Raw genomic sequence first — 14455 nt, forward strand, 5'->3', positions numbered from 1 at the left:
GTAATTGCCACGCGCGCCCTTGGCGGGGTTTGCAGCCGCCAAGGGCACCCTTTTCCAGATTATTTCATACCGCCCTGACGATCAAAGTCGGGACTCGCGTCCCAAGGGCGTTGCTCTGACAAGCACGAAACCATGTGATCAATCAAAACGCGCAGCTTTGCGGGCATGGGCGAGATTGGCGGCCAAACCGCTAAAACTGGCAGAGTTCTTGCCGCGCAATCCGGTAACACCCGTTGAAGCTTGCCTTCCCTTATAGCTGAGGAAACGACAAATCCCGGCAGTATTGCCAACCCCACCCCGCCAATGGCCATTTCGCGCATGGCCTCGCCGTTGTTTAACGTTATCCGCCCGGCCACTTGCGGTGAAACGGTGCGCCCGTTCTCCGAGAACTGCCAAAGCATTGCATCAGAGAGATGCGCGTAGCTCAGAACCTGATGATTTCGCAAATCCGCAAGGGTTTCCGGGTTTCCATGCCTCGCAAGGTAGTCTGCGCTTGCAACCACTATCTGCCTGTCCTCGCAGAGCTTTCGCTGCATCAAGTGCGCATCCCTGGCATCTCCGATGCGGATGCCTATATCGTATCCTTCGCGCAGGAGGTCGCGGGCGCGGTCATCATAGTCAATGCGCAGGTCGAGACCGGGATGAGTACGGGCAAAATCGGCAAGGATCTCAGACAGGAACATAGTGCCAAACGACATTGGCGCTGTAATGGCAAGGGACCCTTGCAAGGAGGTGTTTATTGCGTTCTCGGATGCAGCGCTTTCGGCCGCCGCAACCAATTCTGTAAGGGCTGGCCGAAGCCGTTCTGCAAGTTGCAACGCGGATTCCGTCGCGGTGATCCGTCCTGCATTGCGGCGGAACAGAGCGGCTCCAACCGAGAGTTCGAAATCCGAAATCCGCTTGCTAATGACCGATTTGGAAAGATTGAGTCGTGCGGCCGTGGCGGTGACGGTGCCAAGCTCCATTACCGTCAGGAAGGTTTCAATCTCATCAAGAGAATAGCGTATAGTCAAACCACAACACCCAGCTTCTTCATTGATTACCGGCCCGAAACGTCGATGTCTCAACATCGTCTCCGGCGCAAGAATTGGCAAGGTGGCAAAGATAGTGTGGTACCGGCACCTTTACCGAAGGTCGGAACTGCTTGGGTGTTCAGTCCCGGCACCTAGTGGATCGGATTTAAGATGAATCGACCTGGCTCGGATGTCAGGATTTTGCAGATGTATTCGTAAGGCATGAGGCCGCTGAGGGTCTTTAGCCTGCGCGCAAAGTTGTAAGCTGCGGTGAAGTCGCCGAGGTGCGTGCGAAGCTGCTCGTGGTTGCCGTAGTGGAAGCGCTTAACGGTGGCCTCCTTGATCGTACGGTTCATCCGCTCAACCTGGCCGCCCCTCGGGAAAGCAGTCCCCCGGACTGTTTTCTGATCCTCGGAACTCCAAGGATGGTTGGGCTTGGTCTGGCGGTGTTCGATCCCGTTCGCTTCGCAGATCATGTCGAAACGCATCTGCCGGGAATAGGCAGTATTCCGGTTCCTGGGCTGGTCAGTTTTTCCCGGAACCCGGCCTCCCGCCTGCGCTACCAGCTGCTGAAGCACCGCGACCTGGACGCGAAGATCCTGCAGACCGTTCCGATGGCGACGAGCTATTGTCAAATCTGGTGTTTGGGTGGTCATCGCGCGGCGGCCTGATCTTGTGTTGATGGCTTGATGCCGTTGATGAAATGGACGCCTTCGATGACGTCCCCGAGATGAGCGAAGCCGCGCAGCTTGCGCCAGCTTTTCACAGCGCATTGGCCGAGCTTGAACATCACGGGGAGCATCCCGACCCTGCTCAGGCATTCCTTGGTGCGTTTCGTGCGGTGGCGGATGGTGGCGAACGCGCTCACGATGGGAATTGACGTCCTGATGCTCAGCCAGTGTTGGGCGGATAAGTCATAGAAGGTAAGCAGTTCGCCGCTGTCCTTGACCAGGCATTCGACGGCCTTGGGGTATTTCGCCTCGCAGGTGCCGACGAACAAGTCAAACTCCTTGCGGGCATCTTCACGGGTCTCGGCCTGCCAGATGCCGTGCAGCACCTTCTTTGCCTTGGGCTGACTGCGCCTTGGCAGATAATTCAAAACGTTGCCGGTTTTGTGCATCCAGCACCGTTGCTGGCGAGTGGCTGGGAATATCTCTTGCAGAGCAACCCAAAATCCCATGGACGCATCCATTGCCCGGCAGTAGTTTGCCTGCAAACCATGAAAGGGGCCCACGGCCAGTTGCGGAGCGTTGAGGCCCCGGCTTTTGAGCCCCAGGCGGGACCAGCGCCGAGCGGAACGTCGCCGGCGCGCCAGTCTTGGAGCGCACCTTCGAGATCCGGACCGTGACCGGGCCGATCCCGGTCTGCACGGCGCGTTCGGGGTGGTGTCCGTTCCGAACAACCGCGGCCCGGACCTCCGGGGTGCGATGTTTTGCAAACTCGGCCAGGAAGGCGTTCCACTCCCTCTCGACAGCCGTTTGCAGAAGCTCCGGCGCGCCCTTGCGCAGAAGATCCGTCAGCGGGTCCGGCACGGTGTCTCGACCGGCAAATTCGATGATGGTAGCGTCATCCATGGTGGTGCGTGTTCGATGGTTGGTGGTTTGTTTGGCGGCATCAAACCAACCAGATGCACCGCCAGCTTTCAAACCGCCCAAACACCAGATTCAACCATAGATCGTCCCAAAAGCTCTGGGCCTAAGCCGCCTCCATTCCAGCAGAACTGAGTTCACCAGGGTCTCCTTGACAAGTTCGCACGCGCCCGGCCAGGGGAAAATCAACCCGCGCTTCCGAAGAAATTCAATGGGACGGGGAAGACGGATACAGACATAGGGTTGCCCGCAGGATCTCGTTTTGAGAGATGGCAGCGGGGCAGTCTTCTTTCCAGGCGCAACCATTGCGGCGGATCGGGATTACCGCCTCAGCGCCTCGGCCGACGATTGCGCCAAGGCAACTCCGCGTGTCATAGGCGCCATCCGTAGCTCGGCAGGGCATTGCGCAACAATGTCCCGGAAGGCGATCAGGAGGTTCAGCGGCTGCCCGGATCCGCGGTACGGGATCTGCACCGCGATCCGCGCCTGGCGCCGGCATACCGCTGGAAAATCCGGCACCGGCCAGTCGCGCCCCGCCATCCGGATCAGGCTCCCGGCCCGTCCGGCCGCCTGGCGCAGCGGGAGACCGGATAGCATTTCCAGCCTAAGACATGTTTGGATAGCGGCATCGGAGAAAGTCTCGGGACGTCCGCGCTTGCCGGACTTTGAGGCCTGCCGGACCATATCAGGGTCGGACCAGACTGCCAACGCGCCTCGATTGCGCAGCGCGGCGGTGCGGCTGGACCAGTTGGTCGTGCGGCAGCGGGGCGGAGAAGGTTCCGGCATGTGCCTGACTTAACCGTCAGGCTTCACACGGTGAGTCCCCTTCAGCGATAATTGCAACAACGTCCAAGCAGACCAGACTGGATAGCATCGGGACGCCGTTTACGGCTCTGGCCCGTAACCCGGACGCGTCTGACGATCCCCTTCGCGCACCGTTAGCCTCCCTGGCGCCGGTAAAGATTAGAGTGGCTGACTGTTATGCCGCCCGCCGTAGGATTACTTTACCGCTGCAGCGCCCGGTCATCCTATCTCAGTTTGCAAAACCCAGCGTTCGGCAATGCAGAACGCGGAAGCACTTGCCTAGTCTATGATGCCGACCATCTATTCAGCAACAGCGGCGATGCCGCCCTGTGTTGAATGGAGGTTCCGATGCGCAAGATTCTTTCGACGACCATTGCACCGAGCGGTCACTGGGTTGGTGACGGTTTCCCCGTACGGTCGCTGTTCTCGCATATGTCAGGTGACAATGAGAACACGCCGTTCCTGATGCTGGACTACGGCGGCCCCTATGAATTCGGGCCGGCATCCAAGCCACGCGGTGTCGATGTGCATCCGCACAAAGGGTTTGAAACTGTGACAATCGTCTATGAAGGCGAAGTCGAGCACGGCGACAGCACCGGGCGGGGCGGTGTAATCCGCAAAGGCGATGTGCAGTGGATGACGGCAGGCAGCGGTATCCTGCACAAAGAATTCCACAGTCACGACTTCACCGCCAAGGGCGGGACGTTCGAGATGGTTCAGCTCTGGGTGAATCTGCCAGCCAAACATAAATCGGCCGATCCCGGCTATCAGGGGATCACCGACGCGCAAATTCCAGCCATCGACCTGGCCGAAGGTGCCGGCCGTGTGCGGGTCATCGCCGGGCAATACGACGGTGTTAAGGGGCCAACGAATACTTTCACCCCGCTCGACGTGTGGGATCTCAGACTGAACGCCGGCAAGACCGTCACACTCGACCCCGTCGAGGGATACAACGTAATCGTCGTTGCGCTTTCGGGCGATGTCACGGTCAATGCCGAAGCACAGCTGTCCGGTCCTGCAACTGCACGGCTTTCGCGTGAGGGTGGCAAGGTGGAAATTGCAGCGGCAAGTGACGCCAAGCTGCTGATCCTGGCAGGTGAGCCCATTGACGAGCCTGTCGCCGCCTACGGGCCCTTTGTGATGAACACCGAGGGCGAAATCCGTAAGGCGATTGAGGAGTTTAACTCCGGCCGTTTCGGTCAGCTCTAAATCCACGGGCCGACATTGCGCATCAATAATGGGCGGCGGGCTCTCCTGCCGCCCGCATTGTTCAGGAGGGGGCACAATGGACCATGGTCTAAGACTCGGAACCCGAAAAGGTCTTTCCGAGGGGTTGCGGTTTCTTTTCGCAAACACCCGCACGAAGCTGGCAGGCCCAGTCAGCGCTGGCGGGCGCCGGGGAAACCTGGCTGGCCAATCACGATGCTTTCCGGGCAGCAACCTACAAGTTCTATGAAGACCTTTTGGGCCTATGTGAATCCGGTCAAACGACGTATGATAGCGGCCCGTCCCTGCGCCGTCGCACCGGCAGCCTGCTCGGCGGCTTGGAGGGACACCACAATGTCGAGGACCACCACTATTTTCCTATGTTCCAACGCGCTGAGCCAAGTCTCATGCAGGGGGTCGAAATACCCGACAGAGATCACCGCATAATCCACGATGCCCTCGGTAAGCTGGCTTCTGCTACGCACAAATGTTTGGAGCGCCTCGGCCGAACTGAGGGCGTGATGACCAGTGATCAACGTTTCGCCCTGGACGAGTTGCTCGCCTTAATAAAACACACTGCACCGCTGTTGCGACAGCATCTCGGCGATAAGGAAGAGATCGTCATTCCGCTGCTTCTTGAGCGCGTGAGAAGCGATCCGGATTTTGGATGACGAGTCCTGATACACAGGTGACAGAAAGCGAGTTTGCTAATCTTCACCAGGCGACAGGTCGGGGCGTTAAACCCGTTCTTGCCCTATAGGTTGGTCAGCCATTCACTGACGAAGAGCGGGTCCTCGGGCGAAAGGTCGTGACCAGCCTCGATATGCTTAACGGTTACTGCCGCGCCACTCTCCGCCAGCGCGGTCTCAAGTCTATTGCCATGGCGCCCGAATGGATCCTGCGTTCCGGTCAACTGGAGAACCTGCACACTTCCTAAGTCAGCGGACGGCGTTTTTTCCAGAACCTCCCCTCCCCGCAGCAGGATGGCACGTTGAATGGTTCCCGGATGCAAGCGCATCAGCGCCCCCAGGAAGTTCGCACCATTGGAATAGCCAAGAAAGGTCATTTGCGCGTGATCGAGCCCATAGCTTTTAATCACCTCACCAACAAAAAAGATAAACGCGGCGGCTTCGGAATTTATATCGTCCTGGTCGAAGCGTTCGGGCTCGAAGCGCCGGAACCAGCGTTGAGTGCCCTCTTCGGTCGACCGGCCTCGCACCCCCAGGAGCGTGGCGCGCGGGTTTATTCGCGCCGCCAAAGGCATCAGATCAGACTCGTTGCCGCCTGTTCCATGCAACAGCACATAAACGGAACCGTCGGGATCCTCTGGAGTATAAAACCTATGAACAAAGGGCAGGTCGCGCATCGGCCGCCTCTCTTCGCCCGGCCGTGCGAATTGCGGCAGCGTCACGCGAAGGTCCAAAGCACGGGAAGCATCATGGGCCGGGATCAGGAGAGTGTCCCCCAGATGCTCCGCGGCCTCGTCCACCGTGAATCCTGGGGCATCGGTGGCATACTCAAAAAGTGTGCCCGCCGGTTCACGAACGTACAATGAAAGGAAATACTTACGGTCATGCACGTTGGTCAGACCATTATGATCTTTCAGGTCAAGGCGCATCTGGCGCACTGCTTTGGCGTCTGGGGCGCGGAAGGCGACGTGATCGAACGTGCCCGTTCCCGGCCCGCCCGTCACGAATCCGGCCGACTGCCGCAGGTCGATCACATCCGTGTCCGAGGCCAAGCGCGTGTATGGCCCGTCACGCATTGCCTCACGATACCCGAACCGCTCGGCAAACGCTGCTGTGGCACGGGCATCGCCGGTCAGTATCGTAACTGACCGGATACGTGTCGGAGCCAGCGGATTTTCCAGCGGCGCTGCGGTGGGCAGATCGACGGCCACGAGCTTGACAATGATTCCGTCCGGATCGCGCAACCGGAGCACGGTCTCGCCCAATTCCCGTTCAGGCCCTGAGACCGGCACGCCCGCCGTTATCGCCCGCTGCAGCCAGTCTCCGATACTTGCGGGCGGCACGGCGAAAGCAATCTCGCTGACTTGCCCCAGTCCCACGCGGCCGGACGCGCCTTCCTGCCAGACCAGGAAAGTGATGATTGAGCCTGGAGTGCCTAGATTGTCACCGTAAAACAGATGGAGCTGTTCGCCGTCTTCATAGCCGCCGGTCTGTTTGACCAGACGCAGCCCCAGGAAACCGGCGTAGAAGTCCACGTTGCGCTGAACATTCCGGGTAAGCGCTGTGACGTGATGGATTCCCGTCGTCACTTACCGGCCCCGCGAGCCATCGCCCTCTCCGCTTCTGCGCTCCTTGCTAGCATATCCGGTATCGCGTGAAAGCTCCCGGCGCTGGCAATGCTGCTGTGCAATCCCTTGATACCCCGGCCGGCCTTCGGAAAGGAGTTCACGCCGGCGACCAAGCCCGCACACGGCCATACCAAGTCGTGATATGAGGCGAGCGCGCACGCGCCCATCGCAATAGTAAGTTTCCTCATTTTCCACCCTCAGGAATACAATATCAACACCGAGCAAGAAACGTTGCCACATTGGCTTAGAGTCCTAGGTTACCTCGAAACGTCAACAGCATCGCCTTGATACGCGGTGTTCGGAAAAGACGAACGCAGGGTCAGATGAGCGTCGATATAATAAAAGCCGCACCTGATCGGGCATCGGTACAGAGCGTATCCCGGCGCTGATCCGCGCACAGAAAAACTTCCCCTGGGAGGAACGAGAATGAGCACCCCCGCAAACTTTGAGAACTCTCTCCCGGTAATCGACCCCGATGACGCTGTGATGCTGCTGATCGACCACCAAAGCGGCCTGTTCCAGACCGTAAATGACATGCCGATGACTGCTCTGCGCCGTCATGCCGGGGCGTTGGCCTCTATGGCGACCCTGGCGGAAATCCCTGTGATCACAACGGCTTCCGTCCCTCAAGGACCGAATGGCCCGCTTATCCACGAGATCCACGAGAACGCCCCCCATGCGAAGTACGTGGCACGCCGCGGCGAGATCAATGCTTGGCACAATCCCGAGTTTGTCAAAGCCGTCGAGGAAACAGGCCGGAAGACACTGATCATCGCTGGCACGATTACCAGCGTCTGCATGGCCTTTCCGGCAATCAGCGCGATTGCGGACGGGTACAAGGTTTTTGTGGTGGTGGACGCGTCCGGCACCTATTCGAAAATGGCCCAGGAGATCACGCTTGCCCGGGTTGTTCAGGCGGGTGCTGTTCCTATGGACACCGCGGCTGTTGCATCAGAAATTCAGCGCACCTGGCATCGCGATGACGCCGGGAAATGGGCAGAGATCTATACCCGGATCTTCCCCGAGTACCAGCTTCTGATTGAAAGCTATCAAAAAGCACGCGCAGTTGAACATGATGGCGAGCAACTGGACTCCGCGCGCGGATAACCTCTCACAACAAAGCAACGAAAGAGACTGTCAGCAGGAGTGAAACACACCGTGACCTTGCAACACATTTGAACACTGGCGACCCCGGCAGGATTCGAACCTGCAACCTGCCCCTTAGGAGGGGGCTGCTCTATCCAGTTGAGCCACGGGGCCGTGCCTGTCTACGCGATAACAAATCCCTCCTGCGATCACAATGGGATGGGCGCGGTCAGTTGCCGATTTGCCGCGCGCAGTTTCCATTGTGCAGCGACCGATGACTGCGCTAACGTTGCACACAGCAATAACAAGAGGCTCAGGAACGTGACCACGGACAGCAAGCGCCCTCTCACCCTCCGCGATGTATCCGAAGCAACCGGTGTCTCCGAAATGACCGTGAGCCGCGTGCTGCGCAACCGCGGCGACGTGTCGGAGAAAACCCGCACCAAGGTGCTGAGCGCCGCCAAGGAACTGGGCTATGTGCCCAACAAGATCGCCGGCGCGCTGGCCTCGAACCGCGTGAACCTGGTGGCGGTGATCATCCCATCGCTGTCGAACATGGTTTTCCCCGAGGTGCTGACCGGCGTCAACAAGGTGCTGGAAAACACCGAACTGCAGCCGGTGGTCGGTGTCACCGACTACCAGCCCGAGAAAGAGGAAAAAGTGCTCTACGAGATGCTCTCGTGGCGTCCCTCCGGCGTGATCATCGCCGGATTGGAACATACCGAGGCCGCTCGCGCGATGCTGAACAGCGCCGGCATCCCGGTGGTGGAAATCATGGATACCGATGGCAAGCCGGTGGATGCGATGGTCGGTATTTCCCACCGCCGCGCAGGCCGGGAAATGGCCAAGGCGATCCTCAAAGCCGGTTACCGGCACATTGGCTTCATGGGCACCAAGATGCCCTTGGACCACCGTGCCCGGAAGCGGTTCGAAGGTTTCACCGAAGCGCTGGCCAAGGAAGGCGTGGAAATTGAAGACCGCGAGTTTTATTCCGGCGGCTCGGCGCTCGCAAAAGGCCGCGAGATGACCCAGGCCATGCTGGAACGCTCACCTGAGCTTGATTTTCTTTACTATTCCAACGATATGATCGGCGCAGGCGGCTTGCTGTACCTGCAGGATCAGGGCATCAGTGTTCCCGGTCAAATCGGTCTTGCAGGTTTCAATGGAGTGGAGCTGCTGCAGGGTCTGCCCCGCAAGCTGGCCACGATGGATGCCTGCCGCCTGGACATCGGACGCAAAGCGGCCGAGATCATCGCGGCCCAGTTGGAAGATCCCGACGCAGAGATCGAAAAGCATGTCACGCTGACTCCCACGATATCCTTTGGTGACACCCTGAAACGGCGTTGACTCGGCTGACCAATCAAAGCGCGCGGCGGTTGTTCCTGGACCGTCACGCCCTGCTGGAGCAGCCAGCGGGACCGGCCAGGGGGGCAGACCTTCTGGCGCTGATACAGCGGCTGGGTTTCGTTCAGCTCGACAGCATCAGCACCGTGGCGCGGGCGCATGACATGATCCTTTATTCACGTCGGCCGGGATACCGCGCCAAGTATTTGAAACAGTTATACGAACGCGACCGGGGGTTATTTGAACACTGGACCCATGATGCCGCGATGATCCCGATGACGTTCTACCCGCATTGGCACTTGCGGTTCCACCGTGACACCGAACTGCTGCGCAGGCGCTGGCGCAATTGGCGGCGCGATGGGTTTGAAGAGCGGTTCGGAAAAATCCTGAACCACGTGCGGGATCACGGGCCAGTCAGCTCTTCTGACGTGGGCAAGGACGAGAAAAAAGGCTCTGGCGGCTGGTGGGACTGGCACCCGTCCAAAACCGCGCTGGAGTATCTTTGGCGTTCCGGCGCGCTGACTGTGGTGGGCCGCGACGGGTTTCAGAAACAATATGACCTGACCGAGCGGGTGATCGAAGAGCATCTGCGCCCTGGCCCCTCCTGCGACGAGACCGCGACCATTAACTGGCTTTGTTCCGCCGCGCTGGACCGCTTGGGCTTTGCCACCTCCGGCGAGCTCGCCGCATTCTGGGACACCGCCTCTCCGGCGGAAGCCAAGGGCTGGTGCGCCGAACAGATGCGTCTGGGAGAACTGGAAGAAATTGAATTCGAACAGGCCGACGGCAAGCCGCGCAAAACGTTCACCCGTCCAGGCACCGTGGACGCCGCCGCGGAATTGGGTCCGGCACCAGGCAGGATGCGGGTGCTTAGCCCCTTTGACCCCGTCCTGCGCGACCGCAAACGAACGGAACGGCTGTTCGGTTTCCACTATAGAATCGAGGTTTTCACCCCCGCGCCCAAGCGCCAGTACGGCTATTACGTTTTTCCGCTACTGGAAGGCACACGTCTGGTTGGCCGCATCGATATGAAGGCGGACCGGGACGCAGAATGTCTGCGCGTCACCGCCGTCTGGCCCGAGCAGGATGTGAAATGGTCACCGGCCCGCGCCAAGCGGCTGGAGGCAGAACTGGACCGGGTTGCTCGCTTTGCAGGCCTCTGCAGGGTGTGCTTCACAGACGGCTGGCTGCGCTGACCGAAACTACTCCGGCCCCAGGTTCGCTTCGATCACTTGCCGATAATCTTTCGGCGCGGGTTTTGCTGTGAAGCTCTCCGGTGAAATGAAAACGCAAACAAACCTGCCTTCAAAACACAGCTCTTCATTCTGCCGCGCGTTCACACGGAAGGTCACCGACTTACTGCCCAGAGCGGAGGGCCAGACCTCGCAGATCAGCCGGTGCCGCGGGGTAACCGGAGAGCGGAAATCGATGCTCATATGCACAAACGGTGTGCCGGTGCCGCGGTCCAGCTCCATCTGGTACCAGCCATCACCGCCCAAGTGGTGCTCCCACCAGGCGTCGATCGCCTCCAGCGCAAAGGCCGGGAGCCGCCCGGTATAGGCTATCCGGGCCGGGTCGCAGTCGCCCCAGCCCACGCGGATTTCATGGGTAAATCCCTGCTGCACCAAAGTGGAGTTATGTTCTGTCATGCCAGCGCCCTCATTGCATCACCATCAGGGGCAGCAGGGTTATGACCGGAAAGGCCACCAGAATGATCACTCGGATAATATCGGAGGCAACAAAGAACATCACCGCCTTGTAGGTGTCGATCATCCGGGTCTTACGGTCCATCGCATTGATGATGAACAGGTTCATCCCCACCGGCGGGGTAATCAGGCCAACCTCGACCACGATCAGCACCAGAATCCCGAACCAGATGGCGACATATTCCGCCTCGATCCGGTTAACCCGGCCTTCGGTTATGCGGATACCAAGTTCCTTCATCTGCTCGCGGGTAAGCTCTGCTCCGGCAGCAATGGCTTCCTTGATTGAGGCGAGCATCTCTGCCCCCATACCCTCAGGCACTCCAGCCTTCAGCACCTCCATCGCTGCATCCGCCTGCATCGCGGGCAGCGACAGCAGACCGAAATCCATCGCCGAGATTACCGGAAAGAAAATCGGGATTGTCAGCAAGATCATCGACAGCGAGTCCATCAGGCAGCCGAAAACCAAGTAGAATCCCAGGATCAGCGCCAGCACGACCCAAGGGCTGAGTCCCTGACTGACAACGAAATCAGCCAGCTCTTGCGGTACTTTTGTGAGCGCCAGGAACCCATTGTAAAAGCCAGCACCTAGCACAATGAAGAAGATCATTGCAGTGGAGCGCGCGGTCACCAGGAAGCTGTCTGCCAGCGTCTCGCGGGTCAGCCCCCCATTGGTCCAGGCTATGAAGCCAGTGCCGAATGCGCCCACGGCCGCGCCCTCGGTCGGAGTGAACCAGCCGAGATAAATGCCGCCCACCACAAGGCCAAACACCAGCAGCACCGGCCAGACGTGCACCAGTGCTGTAAACCGCTCGCGCATTGGCACCGGCGGACGGGTGCCGGCACTTTCCGGGAACAGGCGCACATAGATCGAGATCGCTATCAAATAGCCCAATGCTGCCAGCAAGCCGGGGATAAAGGCCGACAGAAACAGTTTGGCGATGTTCTGCTCTGTCAGGATGGCATAGATCACCAGCACCACGGAGGGCGGGATCAAGATGCCCAGCGTGCCGCCCGCCGCGAGCGTCGCGGTCGAAAACCCGCCGGCGTAACCGTATTGCTTCAACTCGGGCAGCGCGACCCGGCCCATCGTCGCAGCGGTAGCCAAGGACGAACCGCAGATCGCGCCAAAGCCTGCACAGGCACCGATGGCGGCCATCGCAACCCCGCCTTTTCGGTGGCCCAGGAACCCTTCAGCCGCTTTGAATAAGGCGGTGGACATGCCGCCCAGGGTCGCGAAATGACCCATAAGCAGGAACATCGGCACGATGGTCAGCGAATAGGAAGAGAAGGTCGAATAGGTCTCGCTTTTCAGCCGGCCAAACGCCACCTGTGTGCCGTCCGTGACCCAGATCAGGCCGCCAAGGCCGACAAGAAACATAGAAAGGCCGATAGGAACCCGCAGAAAGATCAGCAGCATCAGAACCGGGAAGGAGGCAATGCCAATTTCAAGAGCCGTCACTTTTCGCCCTCCACGCCGTCCCAGATCAGGATCCGGCCGGTAAAGAATTCTATGGTGCGAACCGCGCCCATGTAGATGCCTACAATGGCTGCCACAACCGACGCTATCATGCTGATGCCGTAGGCCCACCAGACTGGAAATTCGAGCAGGAAGGAGGTCTCGCCATTGGAATACTTGCTTGCAAGCCCTGCGCCCAGCCGCCAGGCGATCAGTACCAGAACCGCTGCAAATACAACTTCGGTAACCATGCGCAAGAACCGGTTCACACCGCGTGGGAATGCATTCGCTACCACGTCAACCGAGGCATGGCCCGCGGTGATCTGACACAGCGGCAGAAAGGCGAAGATGGCAAAGGCCACGCCGGCCTCGACCAGTTCAAAGTCGCCGTTGACCGGCCCGACCCAGCCCGTCATCCACTTTGAGAACCCCGGCGCAATCCGCTCCATCAAATCGCCATGGAATACACCGTTGAGCAAACGCCCAGCGATCGAAATACATGTCAGAATGATCAGAAGAGTGAGGACCGCACCGCCCAGGTAGGCCATGGATTTGGCCAGCCGCATCATGAGCTTGTGCATCGTTCAGTTGCCTTATTCCGGTATGCAAAGGGCCGCAGTGCCAATGCCGTGCGGCCCTTCACCTTTATCAGTCTAAACGCTTTACTGGTACTGCGGCGTGTATTTCTCGATCAGCCCGCTGGCTTCTTCGATCAGAGCGGCGCCGTCGACGCCCTTTTCGGCCATGTCGGCGATCCACTTGTCATAGATCGGCTGCGCGCGCTCACGCCAAATGGCGGTCTGTTCCTCGTCCAAAGTGATCACGGTGTTGCCGAGGTCCAGCGCCATCTCGCGCGAGGGGCCATCAGAATCCGCCTGGGTGCCGCCGGCAAAGACTGAGAACTCCAAGCCGGAATTGTCGTCGATCGCCTTCTTCAGGTCATCCGGCAGGCTCTCGTACTTTTCCTTGTTCATCGCCAGGACAAAGGTCAGCGTGTACAGCGCTTTGCCGGTGAACTCGGTGTGGTTTTCCACCAGTTCGGGAACCTTCAGGGCCGCAGTCACTTCCCACGGAATGGTGGTGCCGTCGATCACGCCCTTAGACAGGCCTTCGGGTATCGCCGGAACCGGCATCCCCACCGGGGTTGCCCCCAGTTCAGTCAGCAGCGCGTTGACCGACCGGCCGCCGCCGCGGATTTTCATGCCTTCCAGATCTTCGGGCGTCTCTACAGGATCCGAAGTGTGGATCAGTCCAGGCCCATGCACCCAGGTGCCCAGGATGTGGACATCTTTGAACTCGGTGTCCTTCATGTGCTTGTCGAACATTTCCCAATAAGCGTGCGACACAGCGCGCGCATTGGTCATCATGAACGGCAGCTCAAACACTTCGGTCGACGGGTAGCGGCCCGGGGTATAGCCCACCACGGTCCAGACGATATCCGCCACGCCATCGATGGCTTGGTCCATCAGCTCAGGCGGCTTGCCGCCCAGCTGCATCGACGGGAAGCGGTCAATCTTGATGCGCCCGCCCGAGGATTCCTCGACGTTGTCCGCCCAGACATCCAGGATCAGTTTCGGCACGTTTGCCTGTGCTGGCAGGAACTGATGCAGTTTCAGGGTCACCTCCTGAGCAAGTGCCGGCATTGCGCCGAACATTGCCAAGGCTGCGCCCCCCGCTGCCCCCAAAAGCTTTCTCCGAGTAGTCATGTCTATCCTCCCTTAGATCAAATCATTTACCGGGCCCGCCGCTCAGGCAACATTACTGCGGCGGACGGCGGAATTCTTTCCGTTTCCGCTGCCAAGGCCCCGCGCAGAGTTCGTTTAACGAACCAGTTGCATCCCTGCTATTAGGTGCGTTTGTAACTATCAACAGTGGATTATGCATTATTTACTCATGAAATCTGCCTGTGATTTTTGATCACAGACAAATTAGCC

11 protein-coding genes, 1 tRNA gene and 4 pseudogenes are annotated in these 14455 nt (G+C 59.3%); 5 read left to right on the forward strand and 11 right to left on the reverse strand.

Annotated elements, in window-relative coordinates; translation table 11 throughout:
• Window positions 1–59: 59 nt before the first annotated feature.
• From METH_RS18655 to METH_RS23475, 5 genes and pseudogenes are all read right to left on the reverse strand, one after another.
• Window positions 60–1067 (reverse strand): LysR family transcriptional regulator, encoded by a 1008-nt coding sequence (locus METH_RS18655; protein WP_281173402.1) that lies wholly within the window; start codon window positions 1065–1067, stop codon window positions 60–62.
• Between the two features lie 98 nt (window positions 1068–1165).
• Window positions 1166–1495 (reverse strand): annotated as a pseudogene (locus METH_RS18660) (hypothetical protein); the annotation flags it as partial.
• A 170-nt stretch (window positions 1496–1665) separates the two neighbouring features.
• Window positions 1666–2587, reverse strand: a pseudogene (locus tag METH_RS23470) (transposase).
• A 256-nt stretch (window positions 2588–2843) separates the two neighbouring features.
• Window positions 2844–2990: pseudogene (locus METH_RS25475) on the reverse strand (IS5/IS1182 family transposase); the annotation flags it as partial.
• A gap of 38 nt (window positions 2991–3028) precedes the next feature.
• Window positions 3029–3388: pseudogene (locus METH_RS23475) on the reverse strand (transposase); the annotation flags it as partial.
• Between the two features lie 366 nt (window positions 3389–3754).
• Here METH_RS23475 and METH_RS18675 point away from each other — a divergent pair.
• Complete coding sequence (locus METH_RS18675; RefSeq protein WP_024092040.1) at window positions 3755–4615, forward strand: pirin family protein; 861 nt, start codon at window positions 3755–3757, stop codon at window positions 4613–4615.
• A gap of 200 nt (window positions 4616–4815) precedes the next feature.
• Complete coding sequence (locus METH_RS23480; protein WP_245603001.1) at window positions 4816–5283, forward strand: hemerythrin domain-containing protein; 468 nt, start codon at window positions 4816–4818, stop codon at window positions 5281–5283.
• Window positions 5284–5366: 83 nt separating this feature from the next.
• Here METH_RS23480 and METH_RS18685 read toward each other — a convergent pair whose 3' ends face one another.
• Window positions 5367–6890, reverse strand: coding sequence for a VOC family protein (locus METH_RS18685; RefSeq protein WP_024092042.1), 1524 nt, complete (start codon window positions 6888–6890; stop codon window positions 5367–5369).
• A 525-nt stretch (window positions 6891–7415) separates the two neighbouring features.
• On the opposite strand from METH_RS18685, the gene METH_RS18695 reads away from it, so the two are divergent.
• Window positions 7416–8036, forward strand: a complete 621-nt coding sequence (locus tag METH_RS18695) for a hydrolase (protein WP_197538811.1) — start codon at window positions 7416–7418, stop codon at window positions 8034–8036.
• A gap of 76 nt (window positions 8037–8112) precedes the next feature.
• Here the strand turns inward: METH_RS18695 and METH_RS18700 are convergent.
• Window positions 8113–8189, reverse strand: a tRNA-Arg gene (locus tag METH_RS18700).
• A gap of 147 nt (window positions 8190–8336) precedes the next feature.
• Between METH_RS18700 and METH_RS18705 the strand changes: the two genes are divergently transcribed.
• Both METH_RS18705 and METH_RS18710 read left to right on the forward strand, forming a co-directional pair.
• On the forward strand, window positions 8337–9362 hold the full coding sequence (locus METH_RS18705) for a LacI family DNA-binding transcriptional regulator (RefSeq protein WP_024092043.1): 1026 nt from the start codon (window positions 8337–8339) through the stop codon (window positions 9360–9362).
• Window positions 9359–10555, forward strand: a complete 1197-nt coding sequence (locus METH_RS18710) for a winged helix-turn-helix domain-containing protein (RefSeq protein WP_024092044.1) — start codon at window positions 9359–9361, stop codon at window positions 10553–10555. The genes METH_RS18705 and METH_RS18710 overlap by 4 nt, the downstream gene beginning before the upstream one ends.
• Window positions 10556–10561: 6 nt before the next feature.
• Here the strand turns inward: METH_RS18710 and METH_RS18715 are convergent, their stop codons facing one another.
• The 4 genes from METH_RS18715 to METH_RS18730 form a co-directional block, all read right to left on the reverse strand.
• The gene (locus METH_RS18715; protein WP_024092045.1) at window positions 10562–11008 is read right to left on the reverse strand and encodes an acyl-CoA thioesterase; all 447 of its coding nucleotides are present in this window, start codon (window positions 11006–11008) and stop codon (window positions 10562–10564) included.
• 10 nt (window positions 11009–11018) lie between these two features.
• Window positions 11019–12524: a TRAP transporter large permease gene (locus METH_RS18720; protein ID WP_024092046.1), complete on the reverse strand. Its 1506-nt coding sequence runs from the start codon at window positions 12522–12524 to the stop codon at window positions 11019–11021.
• Window positions 12521–13102 carry a TRAP transporter small permease gene (locus METH_RS18725; protein ID WP_024092047.1) on the reverse strand — a complete coding sequence of 194 codons (582 nt, stop codon included), beginning with the start codon at window positions 13100–13102 and terminating at the stop codon, window positions 12521–12523. Before METH_RS18725 ends, METH_RS18720 begins: the two co-directional genes overlap by 4 nt.
• Before the next feature lie 81 nt (window positions 13103–13183).
• Entirely contained in the window at window positions 13184–14227 is a 1044-nt protein-coding gene (locus METH_RS18730) for a TRAP transporter substrate-binding protein (RefSeq protein ID WP_024092048.1), read from the reverse strand.
• Between the last annotated feature and the right edge of the window lie 228 nt (window positions 14228–14455).

Origin of the sequence: Leisingera methylohalidivorans DSM 14336 (assembly GCF_000511355.1) — a bacterium.
In the GTDB taxonomy this organism is placed as follows: Bacteria; Pseudomonadota; Alphaproteobacteria; order Rhodobacterales; family Rhodobacteraceae; genus Leisingera; species Leisingera methylohalidivorans.